The following is a 22,397-nucleotide window of genomic DNA, read 5'->3' as shown; positions in this document are numbered from 1 at the left end:
GGCGATGATAGTTCTCAGAACCCCAGGCTGGGCTTGTTCACCATCAGGTAGAACACCACGGCCATCGCCACAAAGGCCGGGTAGCCCAGCGCCTCCCACCATCGCGTGTAGCGCCAGTACTGCGGGGGCAGTACGCCATCGCCGTGTGCCGCCTGCGCCGCGATGTCGCGCATGCGCAGCTGCAGCCACACCACGGGCAACCAGCAGGCACCGGCCACCAGGTACAGAGCGATGGACACGGCCAGCCACGGCGTGCTCCAGGGCAGCCCGGCCATGGCCGCCATGCCCAGCCCCGTGGCGGGCTGGATGAACACCGTAGGGGTTGTGAACCACCAGTCCGCGCGCACTACCAGGCGGCTGACCACCGCCTGGGCCTGCACGTTGCCGCTGCGGTTGGTGAAGAACATGTAGAACGCCGAGCCCAGCCCGGTGCCCACCAGCAGCACGCTGGAGATGATGTGCAGCCACTTGAGGGTGAGGTACAGGCTCATGGATGGGGCGGCGAGGTGGTGGTGTCCTGCAGCAGCACCCACAGGATGGCGGCGATGGGCAGGTTCTTGGTGAGCGGCCCGAAGGGGTGCAACCACCACGCGGGGTGGATGAGCGTGGCCAACAATGTCATCGCGGCCATCAGTAGCAGCGCTGCCCAATATGCGCTGCGTCCGGGTCGGAACGCCAGCCACAGCCCCAGCGCGGCATCGGCAGCCGCCCCGGCCAGGATGATGGCTGTGGGCAGCCACGGTGCGCGGCCTTCCGTCCACGCAGAGGGCAGGCCCGCCAGCAGTTCGCGGCTTTGGCCGTGGAGTTCCCATACGCTGACCAGGGCGGTGGCCAGCCAGATGGCCACCAGGCTGTAGCGCAGCAGCTTGTGTTGTGCAAGGCTCATGGTGTTACCGGTTCATCCACCACATCCGTCACCATGCCCCACTTTGCAAACTCCGGCGCAAAGGCCGCTAGCGGCAGCAGGCTGGTGCTGGTGTGTGCACCGTTCGGCAGGGGTTGTCCGGCCGCCAGCTGGCGGGCCAGCAGGATGGCGGCCATGCAGGGGATTTCGGGGCCGTGGTCGTGGTCGGCTGCGATATGCCATGCGCGGCGGCACTGCTGGCCTTGTGCATCGTTGCCTGCCACGCGCACCACCATGCCGCCCAGGGGTGTGCCCAGGAAGTCCAGCACACCGCCGGTGTGGTGCATCAGCCAGGCCAGCTTCTCGGGCTGGCGCAGCACGCCCCAGTGGCGCAGCGCCGCGATGGCGGCAAAGCTGCGCTGGGCCAGGCCCACCTCCAGCGCGGCGCGAAAGGTAACGCGGTCGCGGGCCTGGTAGTGGTCCGGGAAGATCTCCAGGTCCGGGATGTCGCAGACCGCCCCCAGGCGCGGCTGCAGCCGGTGAAACGGCACGGGCTCGGGATGCGCCCAGCCCCGCTGGGGGTGCCAGCGGCCGCCGGCCCACACATCAATGGGCAGGCCGCAGTAGCTCAGCACCGCCGCCAGCGTGGCCTGGCCGCGCGGCGCACGCTGCGCGGGGGCGATGCAGATATCGATGCTGTCGATGTGCTGCCAGCCGGCGCACAGGTGGTCGATGACGGCCGAGGACAGCGCGGGCACGGTGCTGGCGCCAGCGATGGCTGTGCGCCCGGCAGCAGCAAACGCGGCCTGCATCGCGGCTGGAAAGTCGCACACGAAGCGGCGGCCATCGGCCAGGTCAATGTAGTGCGCGCCCGCCTCGGCGGCAGCCTGGGCCACGCTGTAGCCCTGCGCCTGGAAAGGCCCTGCGGTATGGATGACGAGGCCCACCCTCCACTGGCGCAAGGTGGCTGCCAGACCCGGGGCCTGGTGGTCGAGGGCGACACCCCGGGCGCCGTGGCCCAGCGTGTTCGCCAAGGCTTGGGCACGGGATGCATCGCGGCCTGCCACCAGCAAGGCAATGTGGTGGCGCGTGGCCGCGTCGTCCACCAGCGCGCGGCAGATGCGTGCGCCAAAGTTGCCGTAGCCGCCCAGGACCAGCGTTTTGAGTGTTGCCATGGATCAGTGGGTGGACGACGGTGCCAGGGCCGCTCGGGGTGCTGAAAACGGTGTGTATACCACTGCCGTGGCCGAACCGGCCGGGTGCAGCGAGGCCTGCAGCACGGCGCGCTGGGGCAGCATGTGGGTGTGGTACCAGTCGGGCACGTTGGCTGCCGGAATGGGCTTGCTGAACACATAGCCCTGGATGCAGTGCAGCCCGATGGCGGCCAGTGTCTGCAGCTCCTCCACGGTCTCCACACCTTCCACCACTACCGACAGGCCGAACTCCCCGGCCAATGCGCTGATGTGCCGCAGCAGCCTCTGGCGTCGGCTGTCCTGCGGCAGCTTTCGCACGAAGAGGCGGTCGCATTTGATGCCTGCAATCGGCAGGTCGGCCAGCATGCCCAGCGACGAGTAGCCCGCGCCAAAGTCGTCCATCCACACGGCAATACCCATGGTGCTCAGGTCTTGGATGGCGGTCACCATCTCCGAGCCCAGCGCAATGATGGCGTGTTCGGTCATTTCGAGCTTGAGGGTGGTTGGCGGCAGGGAACGCTGGGCCAGTTCTTCGCGCAGCCAGTGGGCAAAGCGTTCGTCCAGCAGTGTGATGGGGGCCACGTTCACGCTGATGGCGATGTCGGCCAGGCCCCGGGCTTGCCACGCCTTTGCGCTGTCGAGTGCATTGCGAAGGATCATGCGATCCACCTCAGCCGTCTTGCCCTGCAGCTCGCACACCAAAAGGAAGGTTTCGGGGTTGATGGCGCCCAGGGTCTTGTCGGTCATGCGCAGCAGGGCCTCGAACTGCACCCCATGCTGCTGAAAATCAACGATGGGCTGAAAGTGCAGCGCCAGGTTTTCCGGGTGCAGAAGCCTGTGCAGATGGTCTGCAATGAGCGACAGCTGCATGTCGCGCTGGGCATCTTGTGCACTGGCCGATGACCGCATCATCGACAGCCCGCGCCGCAAGAGCTGCTGGCGGCCTGCGTCCCAGCGCATATTGCTCATTTGCTCCATGGCGACCGCGATGGCAAACACCAGCACGATGACCAACAGGGCGATGCCGTCGGACTCGCCATGCGGGTCGCCCGAATGTGGTGCGAAGGTGTTGACCAGCATCCAGTGCAGCACCAGGATGGCGGCGCCGCACGATACCTTGTCTTCCCAGGTTTGCGTGCGGTAATGGGGCGTGAGCACACTCAGTTTGGCTGAGCGGTGGCGAATGGACGTGTAGGCGGCAATGCCCACGGCGGTTGCCATCGACAGCGCAATGGCCAGCCCGTTCACCTGCGAGAAGCTCTGCACATGGCCCCAGGTGATGGTGAAGTGCGCGGCCAGCATGCCGGCCGCCAGCCATGCCCCTGCCCACACGATGCGTGCCTTGCTGGAGCTCGTGCTGAGTGTGGGGATGGTCAAGCGCGCACTCACGGCCATGATGAGCAGACCGCTGAGCGCGGGCACCAGTTCCAGCACATGGTGCGCCAGCTCGGCATACATCAACAGGCCCACCACATCCAAGGCCCAGACAATGCAGCCAATGCACAGGGCGGCCTGCGACGCGCTGATGCGACGGCTTGATGGATCGACTGAAAAAGCCGTGTGTTCGACCAGGCGCTGGCACACATGAACCACCAGCGACGCGAAGATCCAGAACAGCAGACTTTGGAGCAGCGGTGGAAATCCCACCGCAAACGCCAGTGTGGCGTCATGCCAGTTTGCAACCATTTCCTCCCCTTGTTCCCGCCCTTGTTATTGGCAGTCATCATACGACCCTCGGGTGGGGCTCGCGGCTTCCTTGCCGCACGTGGAGCGCTTGGGCAGGGTCCTGGGATGTCGCAGTCAGTTCACGATGGCAATACCCTTCACCTGCGCGAAAACGGCCAGCCCTGGGGACAGCGCCAGCGCCTGGGCGGAACGCTGGGTGACCCGCGCCAGTAGCCGTGTGGCGCCCGCGTCCAGTGCCACCATCATCTGTCCGGGGCTGTCTTCGCCCAGGGCCACCACGGTGGCTGGCAGGACGTTGAGGATGCTGGTGTCGCTCGGAGCGGTGAGCGCCAGGCTCACATCGCGCGCCTGCACGCGCAGCCGGATGCGCTCACCCCTGGCGCGTGCCGCGGGGCTGACCAGCAGCAGGTGCCCGCCACCGAATGCCACGGTGGTGATGTGGTCGTGTGCATCGTGTTGTTGCACGGTGCCTTCGATCACCGTAGCGGCGGTGTCGCCATGGGCCAGGGGCAGGTCCAGTCGTACGATCAGTTCATCGGTGCGGCCCTGGGCCAGCACGCGGCCCTCTCGCATCAGCGCCATGTGCCCTGCCAGCCGGGCCACCTCGTCGATGGCGTGGCTCACATACAGCATGGGGATGTCGAGGGTGCGTTGCAGCCGTTCCAGATAGGGCAGGACCTCGGCCTTGCGCTGCGCGTCCAGGGCGGCCAGGGGCTCATCCATGAGCAGCAAGCGGGGGCTGGTGGCCAGCGCGCGTGCCATGGCCACGCGCTGGCGCTCGCCGCCCGACAGGGCCTGGGGCCTGCGATCCATCAGGGGGCCAATGCCCAGCAGCTCCACCGCTTGCTCGAGCGCCACCTTGCGGCGTGGGGGGGGCGTGCGCCGGAGGCCATAGTCGATGTTGCCGCGCACGCTCAGGTGGTCGAACAGGCTGGCCTCCTGGAACACATAACCCAGTCCGCGTTCGTGTGCGGCCCGCCATATTTTCTGTGCATCGTCCTGCCACACATCACCGTTGACCACCACACGGCCAGGCTGTGCGCGCGTAAGCCCGGCAATGGCGCGCAGGCAGGTGGTCTTGCCGCAGCCTGAGGGACCGAAGAGAGCGGTCACGCCACGGCCGGGCAGTTGCAGGTCTACGTCCAGCGTGAAGCCGGGGTGGGCCAGCTTCAGCTGCGCGGTGATCTGCGAGGAAGAGGCGGGGGCTTCCATCACTGCACCATCGACGATGTTTTGCGGCGAGTGAGGTTCAAACCCAGCAGCACCACAAATGAAAACAGCACCATGCCCCCGGCCAGCCAGTGGGCCTGGGTGTATTCCAGCGCCTCGACATGGTCATAGATCTGCACCGACACCACACGCGTCACGCCAGGGATGTTGCCGCCCAGCATGAGCACCACGCCAAATTCGCCCACGGTGTGCGCAAAGCTCAGGATCGCGGCGGTGATGAATCCCGGACGCGCCAGCGGCAGCGCCACCGTAAAGAACCGGTCCAGCGGCCCCGCACCCAGCGTGGCCGCCGCTTCGAGCGGGCGCTGGCCAATGGCTTCAAAAGCGTGTTGCAGCGGCTGGACGGCAAAGGGCAGCGAATAGATGAGCGAGCCCACCACCAGCCCCCAGAACGTAAAGGGCAGGGTGCCCAGCCCCAGCCATTGCGTGAACTGCCCCAAGGGTCCGTTAGGGCCCAGCGTGACCAGCAGGTAAAACCCGATCACCGTGGGCGGCAGCACCAGCGGCAGCGCCACCATGGCCGACACCGGGCCGCGCCAGCGTGACGGCGTGTGCGCCAGCCACCAGGCCAGCGGCGTGCACAGCACCAGCAGCAACACCATGGTGGTGCCCGCCAGCCGCAGCGTGAGGCCGATGGCCGCCAGATCGGCGCTGGAAAAGGGCATGGTTGTAGCGAGTGGATTGTCGGGGATGTTTGTTGACTGTTGAGCAGCGGGCAAAGCTCAGCAAAGCGGCTCTGGCCGGGCGCTCCGGCGCAGACAGTACCAGAGGTACGGCAAGACGGGGCACCCACGCCAGAAGGGCTTTGGTAGTCGCGCTCCCTCAGAAACTATAGCCGTACGACTGGATGATCGCGCGCGCCTTGTCGCCGCGCAGGTAGGTGAGCAGTGCGGTGGCCGCCGCGCTGTCCTTGCCGGGTGCCAGCAACACCGCATCCTGGCGGATGGGGTCGTGCAGGCTGGTGGGCACCTGCCAGGCCGAGCCGCTGCGGATCTTTCCATCTGCCATCACCTGCGACAGCGCCACGAAGCCCAGCTGCGCATTGCCGGTGGAGACAAACTGGAAGGTCTGGGCGATGTTTTCCCCCTGCACCAAGCGTGGCTGCAGGGCGTCGGCCACGCCCAGCTTGTCCATCACCTGCATGGCCGCCGCGCCATAGGGCGCCAGCTTGGGGTTGGCAATGGCCAGGTGCTTGAAGTTGCCTTTCTTGAGCACATCACCCTGCGCATCCACGATGCCGGCTTGCGCGCTCCACAGTACCAGCGTGCCCACGGCATAGGTAAAGCGCGAGTGGGCCACGGCCTTGGCCTCGCGCTCCAGCTTGGCGGGCGTGGTGTCGTCGGCCGACAGCAGCACCTGAAACGGTGCTCCGTGGGTGATCTGCGCGTAGAACTTGCCGGTGGCGCCGAACGAGAGTTCCGCCTTGTGGCCGGTGTCGGCCTCAAAAACGGCGGCGATCTTCTGCATGGGGGCTGTGAAATTGGCGGCCACCGCGACGGAAACGGTGTCGGCCTGCGCCGTTTGAAGTGCGCCGAAAACGAAGCCAACCGCCACGAAGGTGCGAGCGGCGTGTGCGAAGGGATGTGGCATGGGGGCAGGGCGCAAGAAGCGCTATTCTGTTTGTGAATAGCGAAAGTATAGACGCGCCCTTCGGCGCCAGTCTCCTGCGCGTGGCCTCAGCTTTCGACGCACACCCGGTTGCGTCCCGTCGCCTTGGCGCGGTAGAGGGCCGCATCGGCCCGCTTCAGTGTGGCGTCGATGCCCGTGTCGTCGGCACACCACTGCGCCAGCCCGATGGAGGCGGTGATGTAGACCTCCTGGCCATCGCGCAGGGCGACCGCCGTGGCCTGCAGGGCAATGCGCAGTCGCTCGGCTGCGTGGGCAGCCTCGGCCAGCGGGGTGCCCGGCATGAGCACTGCGAACTCTTCGCCCCCGAAGCGGGCGGGCATGTCCACCACGCGCAGCTGCGCCACCAGAAGCCGAGCGAGTTGCCGCAGCACGTCGTCGCCACCAGCATGCCCATAGTGGTCGTTGACCTTCTTGAAAAAATCCACGTCGAGCATGAGCACACAAAACGGCTGGCCAGACCGGTGGCTGCGTGCGATTTCGTGTTCGGCCTTGTCGTAGAAGTCGCGCCGGTTGCTCAGCTCGGTCAGCGCGTCGCTGCGTGCCATGCGTTCCAGCTGGGCCTGCACCCTCTTCTTTTCGGTGTGGTCGAACACCGTGGAACGGCTGGCCACAAAGTTTCCCTGGGTGTCTTGGATCGCGGTGGCACTCACCAGAATGGGCATGGCCACGCCTGAGGCGCTTTGGAGCTCCATCTCCAGGTCTTTGACGTGGCCTTCGCGCATGAACTGGGGAAAGCGCTCCTGAAAGATCTGCTGGCTGGTGGGTGTCAGGAAGTCGGCGTAGGCGCGGCCCTGAACCTGCGCGAGCGGAAGGCCCAGCCAGCGCAGCTCGGTCTGGTTCATGCGAAGCACGCGGCCTTCCTGGTCCAACGAGTGGTAGCCACAGGGTGCGTGGTCGTACAGGTCCTGCACCTGCTCGCGCGCGACCACGGCCACGTCGCGGTCGCCGCGCATGGCGGCTTCGCTGCGTTGGGTGGCGTGGAACTTCCCTACGAGAGCGGCCAGCTCTGATACTCGCAATGGCGTGCTGGACTGCAGCGGCGCTTCGCTGGTTTGATTGATGGCGCGGGCCACGGTTTTCATCTGGCGCAGCAGGTATTGCGAGAACGTCATGGCAGCCACCAGCGACAGGCCCACCCAGAGCAACCCCAGCCCGGCCATGTGCCACAGCATTTCTGCGAGAGGGGCGTGCAGGATGGTCTGTGGCACGGCCATGCCCAGGTACCAGTCGAAGCCGAACACGGGCCGCACGAGGTTCATGGTGGGGGTGCCTTCCAGTGTGGACCCCAGGAATGCGGTGGGTTTTCCTGTGGCCAGGATGCCCTGCCGGAACGAGGCGCTGGCCGGGTGGCCCACGTACCTCGCGGCATCGTGGCTGCGCGCAACCACGGTGCCTTCGGCGTCGGCAATGCCGGCAATCCAGCCTTTGGGCAGGCGTTCTGCTGCCACGAGGCTGTTGAGGGATTCCACGGCCAAGATGCCGCGCAGGGCGTACGTGGCCTCGCCTTCGCGTGCCAATGGCACGGTGAGTGCCACGACCTGGATCGGGCTCACCGGGGAGGAAAACGGCCCCGACACGTTGGGGCTTTGGGTGCGCAGCGCCGCTTCTACGCGGTCGGCGGCGTTCACGGGCATGCCAGTGCGGCCCAGGGGCGCGGCCGTCAGAAACAGGATGCGGTCCTGGGTGACCAAGGTGATGGCGCGGATGTCGGGGTCGCGCGCGACAATGCGCTTCGCATGTGCGTACAGGCTCGGCACGTCCACCGCCAGGGCGGCGTCGGACTCGGCCAGCGCGTTGAGGGTGCCCAGGGTGCTGTGCAGCTTTTCGGCCACGGCGTGGGCCAGTTCATCGCTGTGGCGTTCCAGCTGCTCCACCAGGGCGCGCTGCTGGAACTCCTTGAACTCCCACACCACCGAAAGCGCAAACACCAGCAGGGGCAGGGTGGTCAGCAACGACAGGCCCAGCAGCCACGTGCGCAGGTTCAGGCGCAGGGCGGGTGGGGCGGGCAGCGCGGGCAAGGACATGGGGCAACAGCGTACCGGCTTTTTGCACAGCGCGAAACGCCGTTTCCCTGCAGCGATGGGTGTTGCCACCACGCGTCATCCGTGTCTTGATCCGTTGGGGTCCCGGACCGTGAGCAGCGTCACCAGCTTGCGCGTCAGCGGCGCCGCCAGCATCACTGCAGGAAAGGCAAGTAGCCACCCCGTGAGCCAAGCACCCGCCCAGAGACCCAGAAACCCCTGGTCCACCGGCACGGCACGAAACGTGGAGATGCCGGACACCAGCAGCGACATCACGCCCGACAGGATCAGGCTGAACAGCACGGGGCCGTAGCGGGCGGGAATCATGCCGCGACCTGCTCGCCAGGCTGCTCAGCCATTGCCACACCGCCCAGGCGCTGCAGGGTCTCTGCGAAATGCCGGCCGAACATTCGGGCGGTCTTGGTGTCGCCTGGCACAAATGCGTCTGGCGCTGCACCATGGCCCGCCTGCGCCATCAGGCCCGACCAGGAGCCCAGCCGGTTGGCCGCTTCGTCATACGGCACCCCGGCATGCTGTTCCGGCAGGATGGGGTTGCCCACCCACACCATGCCGTGCTGCATGCCAAACACAAACATCGACAGCAGCGTGGACTGCTTGTCGCCCGCAGGCAGTGATGACACGGTGAAGCCCGCCGCGAGCTTGTTCTTGAGCTGCTGTGTTTTCCACAGACGCCCGGTGGCGTCCATGAACGTCTTGAACGGCCCGGACACCCCGCCCAGGTAGGTGGGCGAGCCTAGGATCAAGCCGTCGTAGCGCAGCAGATCATCGGGCGTACGGGCCAGATCTTCGGCCTGGAGCAGATCGACCCGGATGCCGGGCACGCCCTGGGCGCCCTCCAGCACCTGGCGGGCAATGTGGGCGGTGTGCCCGTGGGCGCTGTGATAAATGATGGCGATGGTTTTCATTGCATGGATTCCAGACAGGTGGTTTCGAGGGGGAAAAGAGTGGGGAGGCGTCGTCGCGACATCACACCAGGGCGATGGCGAGCGCGGACAGGTACAGGCCAAAGCCAAACACGGTGTGGTTGACCAGGCTGCGCAGGCAGTTCCTGAGCGGCGTAGCGGTGCGCGATGCGGCAAAGCCCGCGCCCATGGCGGGTTGCATCACCAGCAGCGGTGCCGCCACGGTACAGATGCCTACGGCCAGCGCAGGCAGCAGGGTTGGGTGGTGTACCCAGGCGGCGCCCTGGATGCCGACCAGCACGGTGGCGAAGGCCACGCCCACGGCGTAGTGCGTGAGCCAGCCCCAGGCCAGCTCGCCCCGGATGGGCGCCGCCTTGGCGATGGCTGCGTGGGCGAACTGGCCCCGAAACAGATGGCCCACCCAGCGGCCAATGAACGCGAAGTTGAGTGTGGGGACGCCCATGCGCCGGAGCAGCAAAAGCCACGTGTCCATGACGGCGGTGGCGCCGATGCCTATCAGCATGGCGAGGGGAATGTCTTGCAGTGGGAGTGTCATCAAAGCACCTCGGAAAGTTGACGGGAGGAGGTTTTGAATGGAATATAGAAGTTCAAGTCAACTTGAAGTCAAGGGGTTTTTGATGGACATTGCGGAAGTCGCCAAGCGCTCCGGGCTGCGGGCATCCACGCTGCGGTACTACGAGGAAAAAGGGTTGCTGCGCTCCGTGGGCCAGCCCGGCGAGCGCCGCCGGTTTGCGCCGGGCGTGCTGGACCAGCTGGCGCTGATCGCGCTCGGCCAATCGGCGGGTTTCTCGCTGGATGACATCCGCGCCATGTTTTTGCCCAGCGGCGAGCCCAGCATTGACAGGCAACTGCTCTCGGCCAAGGCCGATGAACTCGATGCCATGGTCAAACGCCTCAAGGCCATGAGCAATGGCCTGCGGCACGCGGCGGCCTGCCCGGCGGAGAGCCACGCGCAATGCCCCTCGTTCCAGCGGTTGCTGAAGGCTGCTGCGGACGGCGCGCTGGCGCGCCAGCAGAAGCTTGCAAAACCGGTCACGGGGCTGCGCCGCAAGGCTGCGTGAAGAGAACGCGTGAAGGGGCCGCTCAGGCATCATCCACGGATGCCTGTTGTTTCTCTTTCCCTCACGGATGCGCTGGGCCATGCCATGGCCGACAAACGCATCGACATCCTGCGCCAGATCGGCGCCTGTGGCTCCATCTCGCAGGCCGCGCGTGCCGTGGGCGTGAGCTACAAGGCGGCGTGGCAGGCCGTGGACACGCTCACCAACCTGGCGGGCACGCCGCTGGTGGCCCGGGCCGTGGGCGGGGCGGGGGGCGGCGGCGCGCAGCTGACCGAGGCGGGGCACCAGCTGCTGGCGGCGGCCGATGCGATGGCGCAGGCGCGGGGGGCCGTGCTCTCGCGCTGGCAGGCCACGCCGCACGCGGGCCCGGCGCTGGCGCGGCTGGCGGTGCGCACCAGCATGCGCAACCAATTGCCCTGTGTGGTCGAGCGGCTGTTGGTGCAGGGGCAGATCGTGGGGGTGCAGCTGCGCCTCGGGGCCGATGGTGTCGGTGGTGTCGGTGGTGCAGATGGTGCGGTGCTGGCCTCCCGCATCACCCGTGAGAGCGCAGAGCTGCTGGATCTGCAGCCCGGGCTGGCCGTGCAGGCGCTGTGCAAGGCCACGGCAGTGCGGGTGGAGCGGGGAGGGCGCCTGGCGTCTGCGGCGGCGGGGGCCAATGCCCCCGGTACCCATCGTCTGCCAGCAAAAGCCACGCGCGTGGTGCGGGGCGAATCCGGCGACGAGGTGTCTGCCGAACTGGTGGGTGGCTTGCAGATGGTGGGCTTTGCGGCGCCCGGCAGTGGCCTGCGCGCGGGCAGCCCGGTCGTGCTGGTGGTGGAAGACAACGCCGTGGTACTGGCCTTGGCCGAGGTCTGACGCCAGACCTCTCGCTGACTTGGTTTGCTATTTATTTAATAGCTACTTGCGATTTTCTAGCAAGCGCTAGGGGTAAATTTGGCTTAAATTTTGCGCTGTGCACCGCCGATCAGCGTCCCCGCTGCCGATCAAAACCCCTTGGGATGGCCTAGTTTGCGGTACACCGTGGCGCGGCTGATGCCGAGCACGCGGGCGGCTTCTGCCACGTTGCCACGGGCGTCTTGCACGGCCTGGCGAATCAGGGCGGTTTCGGCCTCGCGCAGTGGCGCTGCGGCGGGGGGGGCACCCGCCAGCACCGGGGACAGGGTGGCGACAGGGCTGGCGCCACGGGCGTGTTCTGGCAGTTGCGCCAAAGCCTGCAGGCGCAGGCCCGACCACAGGGGCAAATCGATCGGCTGCGCCGGATGCCGCCGGGCAGCATCGAACAACATGGCCCATGGCAGGGCCAGCAGGTCGCTGGCATGGGTGGGTGCCCCCGGCGTGCGCAGCGGCTGGGGCACCAGTTGGCGGGCCATGCTGTTGGCGCCCACCACAAACCCATCGCCGTCCAGCGTCAGCAGGCCGTCGCCCTCGCTGCCCAGCGGGCAACCGGGCCAGTTCACGCGCAGCAGCAGGGCATGGGGCAACTGCCGCAGCAAGGCGTCTTCCATGGCGCGGGCCGACCGGGCCACCAGGTGGCGCAGCTCGGGCCGCTCCGGCACATCCACACCGGTCAGGTCCAGCATGCCCACGCACTGGCCCTGGGGGTCGAACAGGGGGGCGCCTGCGCAGCTGTAGCTGGCGTTGTCGTCAAAAAAATGTTCGCCCCGGTGCAGCCACACGGGCTGCAGCTCGGCCAGCGCTGCGCCGATGGCGGTGGTGCCCACGGCCGCTTCGGACAGGTCGATGCCCACGCGGCCGATGGCGCTGGCGCGCGGGTCGCCCTGGTCGCAATGGCCTTGCACATCGACCACGATGCCGCGTGCGTCGGTCAGCATCGCGAAGTAGTGCATGCCCGCAATGGCGCGGGTGAGCTGCTGCAGCACGGGCCGTGCCGCGCGCAGCAAGTGTTGGTTCTGCTCCCGGCTGCGGCGAAGCGCCGTGGCACTGACGGCATCAAACGCCACACGTTGGGTGGGATGGAGCCCCTGGGCCAGGCAGCGTTGCCACGACCGCGCAATCCAAGGCTCCACCTCTGCGCGCAGGGGCGCTGCGCCGTCCGCCAGCAAGGTCTGGCGGGCTTGTGCAATGAGCGCATGGCGGTGGGTGGGGGAGGCGGGCGCGGAGGACAGCATGGTGAACCGAATCCTTGAGCTGCGCATGATGCGCCGGTGTGCGCTGCAACATGTTTCATTTTGAGAATATCCAGCCATGGCTGCTGGAAATCTAGGGTTGTCCCTAGGGATGCAGGGCAGGGTGCGGCAGAAGATTCGTCTGCTTATCCAGCCAAAACCATTCCAGGAGACAGCCAGATGCAAGTCCAGTTCACGGTCAACGGGCGCGCTGCCAGTGTTGACGTACCCCCCAATACCCTGCTTGTCCATGCGCTGCGAGAGCACCTGCTGCTCACCGGCACCCATGTGGGTTGCGACACCAGCCAGTGCGGGGCGTGCACGGTGCATGTGAACGGCCGGGCCGTCAAATCCTGCGCGATGCTGGCGGTGCAGGCCCACGGGGCCGAGGTGACCACCATCGAAGGCATGGCAGCCGCTGACGGCACCATGCACCCCATGCAGGCGGCGTTCAAGGAATGCCACGGCCTGCAGTGCGGCTTCTGCACCCCCGGCATGGTGATGAGCGCGGTGGACCTGTGCAAGAACCACCCCAACGCTGGCGAAGGCGAGATCCGCGAGCTGCTCGAAGGCAACATTTGCCGCTGCACGGGCTACCAGAACATTGTTCGCGCAGTACAGGTCGGCCAAAAGGCCATGGCCTCGGCCTAAGCCGGCTTTGCCTTCAACCGGCTAACGTCGTTGGGCCGCCTTGCCGTGCTACAGCACTGTCTGCGGCCCCCCGCCTAGTTATCCGGCTGAATGCAAACCCGGTAGTCCCGTCCCGAATTTCACACACCAGGAGACAACCATGGGTGCATCCGACTTTTCCAAGCTGCCGCACATCGGCGAATCGCTCAAGCGCAAGGAAGACTATCGCTTTCTGACCGGCGCGGGCCAGTACACCGACGACGTGGTGCTGGCCGCGCAAAGCCACGCGGTGTTCGTGCGTTCGCCGCACGCGCACGCCAAGATCAACAGCATCAACGTGGATGCCGCCAAGGCCGCACCCGGCGTGCTTGGCGTGTTCACCGGTGCCGACGTGGCGGCTGACAACATCAACGGCCTGCCCTGCGGCTGGCTCATCACCAGCACCGATGGCCAGCCCATGAAGGAGCCGCCGCACCCCATCCTGGCCCAGGGCAAGGTGCGCTATGTGGGCGACCACGTGGCCATGGTCGTGGCCCTCACGCAGCAGCAAGCGCGCGACGCGGCCGAGCTGGTGGAGGTGGATTACGACGTGTTGCCCGCCGTGGTCAGTGTGGCCGATGCCGCAGCAGGCACCGTAGCCGGCGCAGGCCTGCACGATGCCGCGCCCGACAACCACTGCTACAAGTGGGCCATTGGCGACAAGGGCGCCGTGGATGCGGCCTTTGCCAACGCCGCGCATGTGACCAGGCTGGATCTGGTCAACAACCGGCTCATCCCCAACGCGATGGAGCCGCGCGCCGCCATTGGCTCGTACAGCCGCGCCAACGACGAATACACGCTGTACGTCAGCAACCAGAACCCGCACGTCGAGCGCCTCTTGATGACGGCCTTCGTGATGGGCCTGCCCGAGCACAAGGTGCGCGTGATAGCGCCCGACGTGGGCGGCGGCTTCGGCTCCAAGATCTTCTTGTACGCCGAGGATGTGTGCCTGACCTGGGCCGCCAAGAAGCTCAACCGCAACATCAAGTGGGTGGCCGACCGCAGCGAGTCCTTCGTGTCGGACGCGCATGGCCGCGACCATGTGAGCCATGCCGAGATGGCGATGGACAGCCAGGGCAAGTTCCTTGCCATGCGTGTGCACACCGACGCCAACATGGGCGCCTACCTCAGCACCTTTGCCAGTGCGGTGCCCACCATCCTGTATGCCACGCTCCTGGCGGGTCAGTACACCACGCCGCAGATCTATGTGGAGGTGGACGCCTGGTTCACCAACACCGCGCCGGTCGATGCCTACCGCGGCGCGGGACGGCCCGAGGCCACCTACCTGCTCGAGCGCCTGGTCTCGCGCTGTGGCTGGGAGATGAACCTGCCGCAGGACGAGATCCGCAAGCGCAACTTCATCACCAGCTGGCCCTACCAGACGCCCGTGGCGCTGCAGTACGACGTGGGCGACTACCACGCGTGCATGACGCAGGCGCAGGAGTTGGCCGACGTGGCGGGCTTTGCGGCGCGCAAGGCGGCCAGCGAGGCCAAGGGCCTGAAGCGCGGCATCGGCTACAGCAGCTACATCGAGGCCTGCGGCATCGCGCCGTCTAACATCGCAGGCGCCCTGGGTGCGCGCGCGGGCCTGTTCGAATGCGGCGAGGTGCGCGTGCACCCCACGGGCAGCGTGACGGTGTTCACCGGCTCGCACAGCCACGGCCAGGGGCACGAGACCACCTTTGCGCAGGTGGTGGCCGCGCGCCTGGGCATCCCGGTGGAGAACGTGGACATCGTGCACGGCGACACGGGCCGCGTGCCCTTCGGCATGGGCACGTATGGCTCGCGCTCCATCAGTGTGGGCGGGGCGGCCATCATGAAGGCGCTGGACAAGATCGAGGCCAAGGCCAAGAAGATCGCGGCGCATTTGATGGAAGCGAGCGACGCCGACATCGACTTTGCCAACGGCGAATTCAGCGTGCGGGGCACCGACAAGAAGATTCCGTTCGGATCGGTGTCTTTGGCTGCCTACGTGCCGCACAACTATCCCCTGGATGTGCTGGAGCCGGGCCTCAACGAAACCGCGTTCTACGACCCGACCAACTTCACATTCCCCGCCGGCACCTACATCTGCGAGGTCGAAATCGACCCCGCCACGGGCAGCACACGGGTGGACAAGTTCACGGCCGTGGACGACTTCGGCACCATCATCAATCCCATGATCGTGGAGGGCCAGGTGCACGGCGGCCTGGTGCAGGGCATCGGCCAGGCGCTGATGGAAAACTGCGTGTATGACCGTGAGACGGGCCAGTTGCTTACCGGCAGCTTCATGGACTACGCCATGCCACGCGCCGACGACTTCCCAGAGTTCAAGCTGGGCCACGTGTGCACCCCCTGCACGCACAACCCGCTGGGCACCAAGGGCTGCGGCGAGGCCGGGGCCATTGGCTCACCACCGGCGGTGATCAATGCCGTGCTCGATGCTTTGCGCCCGCTGGGCGTGGAGGAATTTGACATGCCCGCATCGCCGCATCGCGTGTGGGAAGCGATTCAGAACGCCAAGGCTTGAGGAGAACCAGCATGTACGCATTCACCTTTGAAAATCCCTCCTCCACCGCTGCCGCAGCACAACTTATTGCCCAGGGGGGCAAGCTGCTGGCCGGTGGCCAAAGCCTGCTGCCGTCGATGCGCCTGCGCCTGGCCAACCCCGAGAAGATCATTGACCTCAACAGCATTCCCGAGCTGGCGGGCATCCGCCGCGAGGGCAATGCGCTGCTCATTGGCGCCATGACGCGCCACATGGATGTGGCCAACAGTGCCGACGTCAAAGCCGCCATCCCCGCACTGGCCGACCTGGCCGCACACATTGGCGACCGCCAGGTGCGGGCACGCGGCACACTGGGTGGTTCGGTGGCCAACAACGACCCGGCCGCCTGCTACCCCAGCGCGGTGCTGGGTCTGGGCGCCACGGTCATCACGAACCAGCGTGAGATCGCAGCCGACGACTTCTTCGTGGGCATGTACACCACGGCGCTGGAAGAGGGCGAGATCATCACCGCGATCCGCTTTCCGATTCCGAAGCGCGCGGCCTACCTCAAGTTCAAGCAGGCGGCGTCACGCTTCTCGCTGGTGGGCGTGTTTGTGGCGCAGACCGATGGCGGCGTGCGGGTGGCCATCACGGGCGCGGCCAGCAGCGTGTTCCGCCATGCGGGGCTGGAAGCAGCGCTGAATCAGAGCTTTACGCCCGCATCGGCAGCGGCGGTGAAGATTGATGCGAGCGACCTGAACGCCGACATTCATGCGAGTGCGGCGTATCGCGCCAACCTGATCAGCGTGCAGACGCAAAGGGCCGTGGCGCAGATGCTGGGTTGAGATCCGTAGGTCGGGTGAGCGCAGCGTAAGCCGACATTGCTGCGCCACTCTTTCCGCGGGTGTCGGTTTACGCCCTGCGTGCTAATCCGACCTACGGGGTTGCGAGGCCAGTTGCAATCACCTTGGGTGGCATGCAAGGTTAATTTATGAATGAAATTGGCCTCTAGCGCTTATCTATAAATCGCTAGCAGCTATAAAAATTATAGTAATGAACGTTTCCCCTCCTGCGCCCATGACCGCCCCCGCGCTGTCCTCCATCGACGCCCTGGTGTTGGCCTTGCAGGGCGTGGGCTACTTTGCCGACCGGCGGCTGGCCACGGCCGTGTTCCTGGCGCTCAAGCTGCAGCGCCCCCTGCTGCTGGAGGGCGAGCCCGGCGTGGGCAAGACGGCGCTGGCCCAGGCGCTCTCCAAGGTGCTGGAACGCAGCCTGATCCGCCTGCAGTGTTACGACGGGCTGGAGCAGCGCGAGGCACTGTACGAATGGAACTACGCTGCCCAGCTGTTGCACATGCGGGCGGCTGAAATGTTGACCCCCACGCTCCGCACTGACGTGTCGTCGCTGCCCCCCGAGGGGGCGCTCGCCGCCTTGGGGCGGCCCGGCGGCGGCTCGGTCGCGCCCACGGCCACTGCCGCGCGTGATATCGAAGCAGAGGTCTACCAAGACCGCTACCTCATCCGCCGCCCCCTGCTGCAGGCGCTGCAGGCCCCGGCGCCTGGCGCCGTGCTGCTCATCGACGAAGTGGACCGCGCCGACGAGCCCTTCGAGGCGTTTTTGCTCGAATACCTGGGCGAGTACCAGGTGAGCATCCCCGAGATCGGCACCGTGCGCGCCACGGCCACGCCGGTCACCATCCTCACCAGCAACCGCACGCGCGACCTGCACGACGCCGTCAAGCGCCGCTGCCTGTACCACTGGCTGGACTACCCCGAGCGCGCGCGCGAACTGGCCATCGTGCGTGCGCAGGTGCCGGATGCCAGCGCCGCCTTGGCCATCCAGGTGGCGGATTTTGTGGGCCGTTTGCGCAGCCAGCCATTTGCCAACGCCTTCCAGCGCGCGCCGGGCATCGCGGAGAGCGTGGAGTGGGCCAAGGCGCTGGTGGCGCTCGACACCATCGTGGTGGACCCGGAAGTGGTGTCCGACACCGCAGGCATTTTGTTCAAGCAGCGCGAGGATGTGGCGGCGCTCACGCGCGACATGGCGGTGCAATTGCTGCAGCCCGCTGATGTCGATGCCTGAGGGCGCAGCCGTGGCAGAGGGCAAGACCATTTCCCAACTGGGCGATGCCCGGACTGGCAAGCTGGCCGACAACCTGAGCGGCTTTGGCCGTACCTTGCGCCGCGCCGGAGTGCGCGTGGACGCCGCCCGCATGGCGCTGGCCCAGCAGGCGGTGATGCTGGTGGGCCTGCGGCGTGAGGATTTCAGCGCCGCGCTGGAGGCCGTGCTGGTCAGCCGCGAGCAGGACCGTTTGGTGTTCCGCGAGTTGTTCGACGCGTACTTTCGCAACCCCAACGTGGCGCAGAAGCTGCTCGCGCAGATGCTGCCCAGCGCGGAGTCCAAGGCCGAGCCCGCCAAGCGCCGCCCGCGCGTGAGTGAGGCGCTGGCCCCCGTGCGTGCGGCCCGCAACGCGCCCCCGCCGCGCGAGGACGAGAAGATCGATTTCGATGCGGCCATGACGGCCAGCGACCTGCAGCGCCTGCGCCAGGCCGACTTCAACCAGCTTTCGGCGAGCGAATACCTGCTGGTGGAGCGCCTGGCGCGCGAGGTGCCCTTGCCCCTGCCGCGCTACGCCGCCCGCCGCACCCGCCCCGGTGTGCGCGGAAGCCGCCCGCACTGGCCGGGCGCCATGCACCACGCGGCCCGCAATGGGGGCGAGGTGCTGCGCATCCCGCTGCTGCAGCGGCGCCAGCAACCGCTGCCGCTGCTGGTGCTGGTGGATGTGTCGGGCTCCATGGAGCGTTACGCGCGGCTGCTGCTCGCCTTTTTGCATGCAGCCACCGCGCCGCGCCACACCGGTGACGCCGCGCGCCGGGATGTGTTCGCGTTCGGCACCGGGCTGACTGACCTCACGCCGGCCTTTCGCCTGGCCGACACCGACGCGATGCTGCAGGTGGCCAGCCATTCGATCAGTGACTTTGCCGGGGGCACCCGCATGGGTGACAGCCTGGCGCAGCTGCGTTTGCAGCATGCCCGGCGGTTGGTGGGGCGGCGCACCCTGGTGCTGCTGATCAGCGACGGGCTGGACACGGGCACGCCCGAGGTGCTGGCGCAGGAACTGGGCTGGCTGCGGCGCCACTGTGGCCGGTTGCTGTGGCTCAACCCGCTGTTGCGATTTGAGGGCTATGCGCCCACGGCACGCGGCGCGGCCGAGCTGCACCGCCAGGCCCACGGCATGGTGGCCGTGCACAACCTGAGCCGCCTGCAGGACCTGGCGGCCAGCCTGGCTGCCGTGCTCCGGCAGTGACTGATTTCAGAGACAACCATCGTCCATACACCGAGAGGAATCCACCATGGAAATGCAAGCCAGCCGCACCCTTGCCGTGAGCCAGCAGCAGGCCTGGGAGGCGCTCAACGATCCTGAAGTGCTCAAGCTGTGCATCCCTGGCTGCGACAAGGTCGAGGCGACCGGTGACAACCAGTACGCCGTCGCCATGGCGCTCAAGATTGGGCCCGTGTCTGCCAAGTTCGCAGGCAAGATCACGCTGTCGGAGATCGTGCCGCCCGAGAGCTACACCATTGCCTTTGACGGGTCGGGTGGTGTGGCTGGATTTGGCAAAGGCAATGCACAAGTCAAACTGGTGCCTTTGCCCGCCGATGCCGCAGGGCAGGCCAGCTGCGAGCTGCACTACACCGTGCATGCCACGGTGGGCGGCAAGATCGCGCAGCTGGGCCAGCGGCTCATCGACGGCGCCGCCAAGAGCATGGCCGAGGATTTTTTCAAGCGCTTTGACAACGAGATGCAGCGCCGCCATCCGCGCGCAGCGGCGGACGATGGTGCGGCCTCTTCCGAAGCGCCCACCGAGCCTGGGGCGCTGGCGGCGTCGGCGGGGGAGGATATTCCCCCCAGCGGCATACCGGTTTGGGTGTGGGTGGTGGGCGCGGCGGCGCTGGTGCTGGTAGCCTGGGCGATCAATTAACTCCCTCTGTGCCGGGGACTGGGCTCCCCCTGAGCCGCTTCGCGTCTTCCCCCGAGGGGACGCCTCCGGTGGACCGGCGAAGCCGGATCCACGGTGGCGCTGGTATGGGTGCCGCGCGGCTTCATACGCGGCGGGTGTGGATGGCGGATTTCTGAGTGAGCCGTGGCAATGAATGGGTGATGAAACGATGGAAAATCTGGATGTAATGGTGTTGCGCACGCTGCAGGGCTGGCGGGCTGCCGGGCGGCGGGCGTTGCTGGCGACGGTGGTGCGCACCTGGGGCTCTTCACCCCGGCCGGTGGGCTCCATCATGGCGCTGTGTGAAGACGGGTCTGTGGTGGGCTCGGTCTCGGGCGGATGTATTGAGGACGACCTGATTGACCGCCATACACGGGCCTATGCGCAGGGCGTGCCCACGGCGGATGCAGGCAAAGACCACTGCATTCCGAGTGGCCCGCCGACATTTGTGAAATACGGCGTCACCGCGGACGAGGCGCACCGCTTCGGGCTGCCTTGTGGCGGCACGCTGGAGTTGCTGCTGGAGTACGACCCTGACCCTAATAGCCTGGCAACACTGATCACCGCGCTGGAAGCCGGGCGCCTGATGCAGCGCAGCGTGCGCCTGGCCGATGGGGTGGCCACGCTGACGCCTGCGGCAGCGCCGACCGAGCTGGTGGTGGATGCCGAGAAGCTGACCAACACCTTTGGCCCCGAGTACCGGATGCTGCTGATCGGCGCAGGCCAGCTGGCGGAGTACCTGGCCACCATGGCGTTGTTCAATGGTTTTGCGGTGACAGTGTGCGACCCCCGCGAGGAATACCGTGGCAGCTGGAACGTGCCCGCTGCCACCGTGGTGAGCGACATGCCCGACGACGTGGTGCTGGCCTTCAAGCCAGACCGGCGCAGTTGTGTGGTGGCCCTCACACACGACCCCAAGCTTGATGACCTGGCGCTGCTGGAGGCGCTGAACACCGACGCGTTTTATGTAGGCGGCATCGGCTCGCGCCGCAACAACGAGGCGCGCCATGCCCGCATGATCGAACACTTCGACCAGACCGAAGAAAGCCTGGCGCGCCTGCGTGGGCCGATTGGCATCTACATCGGCAGCAAGACGCCGCCCGAGATTGCGGTGAGCGTGATGGCCGAAATCCTGGCCGTCAAAAACGGCGTGACCCTGCCGCGCGACATGGAAGTAGCCCAGGCCAAGAACGACCGGGAACTGGCGCACAACGACCCGGGTGTGCTGGTATGTGGGGTGCGCGCGGCTTAGATTTGCACTAACGGGGCCGGGCCCGCAACTGCAACTGCTGCCGCACGTGGTGCAGCAGCCCTTCACAGGCGTCTTCCACCAGGTCCAGCACCTCTTCAAAGCCAGCGGCCCCGCCGTAGTAAGGGTCGGGCACCACGGGGCTGTCGAACTGTTGGCAGAACTCGGTCATGCGGCGCAGCTTATGGGCGTGCTCTGGCGGGCAACGCTCTTGCGCCAGTGCCAGGTTGTCCCAGTCCATGGCCAGGATCAGGTCGTGTTGCCCGAAGTCCCTGGGCAGCATCTGCCGTGCGCGCAGGCTGGAAAGGTCGTAGCCCCGTTGCGCCGCGTGCCGCTGGCTGCGGTCATCCGGCGCCTCGCCGGGGTGGTAATTGTGGGTGCCCGCCGAGTCCACACGCACCTGATCGGCCAAACCACTGTGAACCACCTTGTGCCGGAACACGCCGTGGGCCGTGGGGCTGCGGCAGATGTTGCCCATGCACACAAAAAGCACGGAGTAGGTGGCCGCAGGCGCGTGCTCGTCTTGCATGTCTTGTCCGCAGGTTCTCAGGCCGACATCACCACCGGGCCGCCCTTGGCAATGCCACGCTGGTAGGCGGGGCGCGCCTCCATGCGCTGTTTGTAGGCCTGCAGGTTGGGGCAGGCGCTGGCCTTGCTGGAGCGCGAGAGGGCGGCCTCCACCGCAAAGCTCATCTGAAAATCCGCCATGGTGAGGTGCTCGCCCGCAAACCAGCGGTGGTTGCCCAGGTGTTGCTCCATGAAGTCGAGCGCGGTGTTCACGTTGGGGTCAATCACCTTTTCCTGTACCTTGCCACACAGGGCTTTGGCGATGGGCTTGACGAAAAAGGGCATGGGCTGGGTCGGAATCGTCATGAACACCAGCTTCATCACCAGCCAGTTCATGAGCGAACCCTCGGCGTAGTGCATCCAGAAGCGGCACTGGCGGTACTCTGGCGTGCGCGGCGCTGGTTGCAGATGGACCAGGTCACCGCCCGCCTGGGCGCCGTAGGTCTCCACCAGGTATTCGACGATCGCGCCAGACTCGGCGATGACCTCCTTGCCGTCAGTGATCACCGGGGATTTTCCCAGCGGGTGGATCTTCTTGAGCTCGGGCGGGGCCAGCTTGGTGGCCTTGTCGCGTTGGTAGATCTTGAGCTCGTAGGGAACGCCCAGTTCTTCGAGCAGCCAGAGAACGCGCTGCGAGCGCGAGGTTTCAAGGTGGTGGACGGTGATCATGGGTGAACATTTGAACAGTTTGCCGGAGCGCGGTGCAAACCTGT

23 protein-coding genes are annotated in these 22,397 nt (G+C 66.6%); 9 read left to right on the top strand and 14 right to left on the bottom strand.

Annotated features, from left to right (window positions below):
* Positions 1-14 precede the first annotated feature (14 nt).
* The 11 genes from ARADN35_RS0105305 to ARADN35_RS0105255 form a co-directional block, all read right to left on the bottom strand.
* The gene (locus ARADN35_RS0105305; protein WP_010459802.1) at positions 15-491 is read right to left on the bottom strand and encodes a DUF2269 family protein; all 477 of its coding nucleotides are present in this window, start codon (positions 489-491) and stop codon (positions 15-17) included.
* The gene (locus tag ARADN35_RS0105300) at positions 488-886 is read right to left on the bottom strand and encodes a DoxX-like family protein (protein WP_010459801.1); all 399 of its coding nucleotides are present in this window, start codon (positions 884-886) and stop codon (positions 488-490) included. The genes ARADN35_RS0105305 and ARADN35_RS0105300 overlap by 4 nt, the downstream gene beginning before the upstream one ends.
* A complete protein-coding gene (locus ARADN35_RS0105295) occupies positions 883-2,019 on the bottom strand; it encodes a saccharopine dehydrogenase NADP-binding domain-containing protein (RefSeq protein WP_010459799.1) in 1,137 nt (378 codons plus the stop codon). Before ARADN35_RS0105295 ends, ARADN35_RS0105300 begins: the two co-directional genes overlap by 4 nt.
* 3 nt (positions 2,020-2,022) lie before the next feature.
* A complete protein-coding gene (locus ARADN35_RS25935) occupies positions 2,023-3,723 on the bottom strand; it encodes an EAL domain-containing protein (protein WP_010459797.1) in 1,701 nt (566 codons plus the stop codon).
* Between the two features lie 114 nt (positions 3,724-3,837).
* Positions 3,838-4,935: a molybdenum ABC transporter ATP-binding protein gene (gene modC / locus ARADN35_RS0105285; RefSeq protein WP_010459796.1), complete on the bottom strand. Its 1,098-nt coding sequence runs from the start codon at positions 4,933-4,935 to the stop codon at positions 3,838-3,840.
* Positions 4,935-5,618 (bottom strand): molybdate ABC transporter permease subunit, encoded by a 684-nt coding sequence (gene modB / locus ARADN35_RS0105280; RefSeq protein ID WP_010459794.1) that lies wholly within the window; start codon positions 5,616-5,618, stop codon positions 4,935-4,937. The genes modC and modB overlap by 1 nt, the downstream gene beginning before the upstream one ends.
* A 157-nt stretch (positions 5,619-5,775) precedes the next feature.
* Positions 5,776-6,543 carry a molybdate ABC transporter substrate-binding protein gene (modA, locus tag ARADN35_RS0105275; RefSeq protein WP_010459792.1) on the bottom strand — a complete coding sequence of 256 codons (768 nt, stop codon included), beginning with the start codon at positions 6,541-6,543 and terminating at the stop codon, positions 5,776-5,778.
* 86 nt (positions 6,544-6,629) lie between these two features.
* On the bottom strand, positions 6,630-8,606 hold the full coding sequence (locus tag ARADN35_RS26900) for a sensor domain-containing diguanylate cyclase (RefSeq protein WP_010459790.1): 1,977 nt from the start codon (positions 8,604-8,606) through the stop codon (positions 6,630-6,632).
* 75 nt (positions 8,607-8,681) lie between these two features.
* Positions 8,682-8,930 (bottom strand): DUF2798 domain-containing protein, encoded by a 249-nt coding sequence (locus tag ARADN35_RS0105265; RefSeq protein WP_010459788.1) that lies wholly within the window; start codon positions 8,928-8,930, stop codon positions 8,682-8,684.
* Positions 8,927-9,529 carry a flavodoxin family protein gene (locus ARADN35_RS25925; protein WP_010459786.1) on the bottom strand — a complete coding sequence of 201 codons (603 nt, stop codon included), beginning with the start codon at positions 9,527-9,529 and terminating at the stop codon, positions 8,927-8,929. The genes ARADN35_RS0105265 and ARADN35_RS25925 overlap by 4 nt, the downstream gene beginning before the upstream one ends.
* 61 nt (positions 9,530-9,590) lie before the next feature.
* Positions 9,591-10,049, bottom strand: coding sequence for a DUF2938 domain-containing protein (locus tag ARADN35_RS0105255; RefSeq protein WP_010459783.1), 459 nt, complete (start codon positions 10,047-10,049; stop codon positions 9,591-9,593).
* 115 nt (positions 10,050-10,164) lie between these two features.
* Here ARADN35_RS0105255 and ARADN35_RS0105250 point away from each other — a divergent pair, with 115 nt between their 5' ends.
* Both ARADN35_RS0105250 and ARADN35_RS0105245 read left to right on the top strand, forming a co-directional pair.
* The gene (locus ARADN35_RS0105250; protein WP_010459781.1) at positions 10,165-10,608 is read left to right on the top strand and encodes a helix-turn-helix domain-containing protein; all 444 of its coding nucleotides are present in this window, start codon (positions 10,165-10,167) and stop codon (positions 10,606-10,608) included.
* Positions 10,609-10,647: 39 nt separating this feature from the next.
* Positions 10,648-11,463 (top strand): TOBE domain-containing protein, encoded by an 816-nt coding sequence (locus ARADN35_RS0105245; protein WP_010459779.1) that lies wholly within the window; start codon positions 10,648-10,650, stop codon positions 11,461-11,463.
* Positions 11,464-11,591: 128 nt separating this feature from the next.
* Here the strand turns inward: ARADN35_RS0105245 and ARADN35_RS0105240 are convergent, their stop codons facing one another.
* Complete coding sequence (locus ARADN35_RS0105240) at positions 11,592-12,737, bottom strand: sigma-54-dependent Fis family transcriptional regulator (RefSeq protein WP_010459777.1); 1,146 nt, start codon at positions 12,735-12,737, stop codon at positions 11,592-11,594.
* A gap of 177 nt (positions 12,738-12,914) precedes the next feature.
* Here ARADN35_RS0105240 and ARADN35_RS0105235 point away from each other — a divergent pair, with 177 nt between their 5' ends.
* The 7 genes from ARADN35_RS0105235 to ARADN35_RS0105205 all read left to right on the top strand — a co-directional run bounded on the left by ARADN35_RS0105235 (position 12,915) and on the right by ARADN35_RS0105205 (position 21,120).
* On the top strand, positions 12,915-13,385 hold the full coding sequence (locus tag ARADN35_RS0105235; protein ID WP_010459774.1) for a (2Fe-2S)-binding protein: 471 nt from the start codon (positions 12,915-12,917) through the stop codon (positions 13,383-13,385).
* Positions 13,386-13,524: 139 nt separating this feature from the next.
* Positions 13,525-15,912, top strand: a complete 2,388-nt coding sequence (locus ARADN35_RS0105230) for a xanthine dehydrogenase family protein molybdopterin-binding subunit (protein WP_010459773.1) — start codon at positions 13,525-13,527, stop codon at positions 15,910-15,912.
* A gap of 11 nt (positions 15,913-15,923) precedes the next feature.
* Entirely contained in the window at positions 15,924-16,715 is a 792-nt protein-coding gene (locus ARADN35_RS0105225; RefSeq protein ID WP_010459771.1) for an FAD binding domain-containing protein, read from the top strand.
* A 232-nt stretch (positions 16,716-16,947) separates the two neighbouring features.
* Positions 16,948-17,952 carry an AAA family ATPase gene (locus ARADN35_RS0105220; protein ID WP_010459769.1) on the top strand — a complete coding sequence of 335 codons (1,005 nt, stop codon included), beginning with the start codon at positions 16,948-16,950 and terminating at the stop codon, positions 17,950-17,952.
* Complete coding sequence (locus ARADN35_RS0105215) at positions 17,939-19,177, top strand: vWA domain-containing protein (protein WP_010459767.1); 1,239 nt, start codon at positions 17,939-17,941, stop codon at positions 19,175-19,177. Before ARADN35_RS0105220 ends, ARADN35_RS0105215 begins: the two co-directional genes overlap by 14 nt.
* Positions 19,178-19,223: 46 nt before the next feature.
* Positions 19,224-19,850, top strand: coding sequence for an SRPBCC family protein (locus ARADN35_RS0105210; RefSeq protein WP_010459765.1), 627 nt, complete (start codon positions 19,224-19,226; stop codon positions 19,848-19,850).
* Positions 19,851-20,037: 187 nt separating this feature from the next.
* Positions 20,038-21,120 (top strand): XdhC family protein, encoded by a 1,083-nt coding sequence (locus ARADN35_RS0105205; protein ID WP_029413362.1) that lies wholly within the window; start codon positions 20,038-20,040, stop codon positions 21,118-21,120.
* Positions 21,121-21,127: 7 nt separating this feature from the next.
* Here ARADN35_RS0105205 and ARADN35_RS0105200 read toward each other — a convergent pair whose 3' ends face one another.
* Together ARADN35_RS0105200 and ARADN35_RS0105195 are read right to left on the bottom strand one after the other, a co-directional pair.
* Positions 21,128-21,646 carry a low molecular weight protein-tyrosine-phosphatase gene (locus ARADN35_RS0105200; protein ID WP_010459762.1) on the bottom strand — a complete coding sequence of 173 codons (519 nt, stop codon included), beginning with the start codon at positions 21,644-21,646 and terminating at the stop codon, positions 21,128-21,130.
* A 17-nt stretch (positions 21,647-21,663) separates the two neighbouring features.
* Entirely contained in the window at positions 21,664-22,353 is a 690-nt protein-coding gene (locus ARADN35_RS0105195; protein ID WP_010459760.1) for a glutathione S-transferase family protein, read from the bottom strand.
* Positions 22,354-22,397: the final 44 nt, after the last annotated feature.

This window comes from Acidovorax radicis N35, from assembly GCF_000204195.1.
Classification (GTDB): Bacteria; Pseudomonadota; Gammaproteobacteria; order Burkholderiales; family Burkholderiaceae_C; genus Acidovorax; species Acidovorax radicis.
Note: the sequence above shows the minus strand (reverse complement) of the source record. Positions and strands in the feature narration are given on the sequence as shown.

Excerpts from the sequence above, each read along its gene's own strand:
- ARADN35_RS26900 (WP_010459790.1), bottom strand. The coding sequence starts at position 8,606 with ATGTCCTTGCCCGCGCTGCCCGCCCCACCCGCCCTGCGCCTGAACCTG.
- ARADN35_RS0105245 (WP_010459779.1), top strand. The coding sequence starts at position 10,648 with ATGCCTGTTGTTTCTCTTTCCCTCACGGATGCGCTGGGCCATGCCATG.
- ARADN35_RS0105250 (WP_010459781.1), top strand. The coding sequence starts at position 10,165 with ATGGACATTGCGGAAGTCGCCAAGCGCTCCGGGCTGCGGGCATCCACG.
- ARADN35_RS0105215 (WP_010459767.1), top strand. The coding sequence starts at position 17,939 with ATGTCGATGCCTGAGGGCGCAGCCGTGGCAGAGGGCAAGACCATTTCC.
- ARADN35_RS0105195 (WP_010459760.1), bottom strand. The coding sequence starts at position 22,353 with ATGATCACCGTCCACCACCTTGAAACCTCGCGCTCGCAGCGCGTTCTC.
- ARADN35_RS0105225 (WP_010459771.1), top strand. The coding sequence starts at position 15,924 with ATGTACGCATTCACCTTTGAAAATCCCTCCTCCACCGCTGCCGCAGCA.
- modC (WP_010459796.1), bottom strand. The coding sequence starts at position 4,935 with ATGGAAGCCCCCGCCTCTTCCTCGCAGATCACCGCGCAGCTGAAGCTG.
- modA (WP_010459792.1), bottom strand. The coding sequence starts at position 6,543 with ATGCCACATCCCTTCGCACACGCCGCTCGCACCTTCGTGGCGGTTGGC.
- ARADN35_RS25935 (WP_010459797.1), bottom strand. The coding sequence starts at position 3,723 with ATGGTTGCAAACTGGCATGACGCCACACTGGCGTTTGCGGTGGGATTT.
- ARADN35_RS0105210 (WP_010459765.1), top strand. The coding sequence starts at position 19,224 with ATGGAAATGCAAGCCAGCCGCACCCTTGCCGTGAGCCAGCAGCAGGCC.
- ARADN35_RS0105205 (WP_029413362.1), top strand. The coding sequence starts at position 20,038 with ATGGAAAATCTGGATGTAATGGTGTTGCGCACGCTGCAGGGCTGGCGG.
- ARADN35_RS0105235 (WP_010459774.1), top strand. The coding sequence starts at position 12,915 with ATGCAAGTCCAGTTCACGGTCAACGGGCGCGCTGCCAGTGTTGACGTA.
- ARADN35_RS0105220 (WP_010459769.1), top strand. The coding sequence starts at position 16,948 with ATGACCGCCCCCGCGCTGTCCTCCATCGACGCCCTGGTGTTGGCCTTG.
- ARADN35_RS0105300 (WP_010459801.1), bottom strand. The coding sequence starts at position 886 with ATGAGCCTTGCACAACACAAGCTGCTGCGCTACAGCCTGGTGGCCATC.
- ARADN35_RS0105265 (WP_010459788.1), bottom strand. The coding sequence starts at position 8,930 with ATGATTCCCGCCCGCTACGGCCCCGTGCTGTTCAGCCTGATCCTGTCG.
- ARADN35_RS0105230 (WP_010459773.1), top strand. The coding sequence starts at position 13,525 with ATGGGTGCATCCGACTTTTCCAAGCTGCCGCACATCGGCGAATCGCTC.
- ARADN35_RS0105240 (WP_010459777.1), bottom strand. The coding sequence starts at position 12,737 with ATGCTGTCCTCCGCGCCCGCCTCCCCCACCCACCGCCATGCGCTCATT.
- ARADN35_RS0105305 (WP_010459802.1), bottom strand. The coding sequence starts at position 491 with ATGAGCCTGTACCTCACCCTCAAGTGGCTGCACATCATCTCCAGCGTG.
- modB (WP_010459794.1), bottom strand. The coding sequence starts at position 5,618 with ATGCCCTTTTCCAGCGCCGATCTGGCGGCCATCGGCCTCACGCTGCGG.
- ARADN35_RS0105255 (WP_010459783.1), bottom strand. The coding sequence starts at position 10,049 with ATGCTGATAGGCATCGGCGCCACCGCCGTCATGGACACGTGGCTTTTG.
- ARADN35_RS25925 (WP_010459786.1), bottom strand. The coding sequence starts at position 9,529 with ATGAAAACCATCGCCATCATTTATCACAGCGCCCACGGGCACACCGCC.
- ARADN35_RS0105200 (WP_010459762.1), bottom strand. The coding sequence starts at position 21,646 with ATGCAAGACGAGCACGCGCCTGCGGCCACCTACTCCGTGCTTTTTGTG.
- ARADN35_RS0105295 (WP_010459799.1), bottom strand. The coding sequence starts at position 2,019 with ATGGCAACACTCAAAACGCTGGTCCTGGGCGGCTACGGCAACTTTGGC.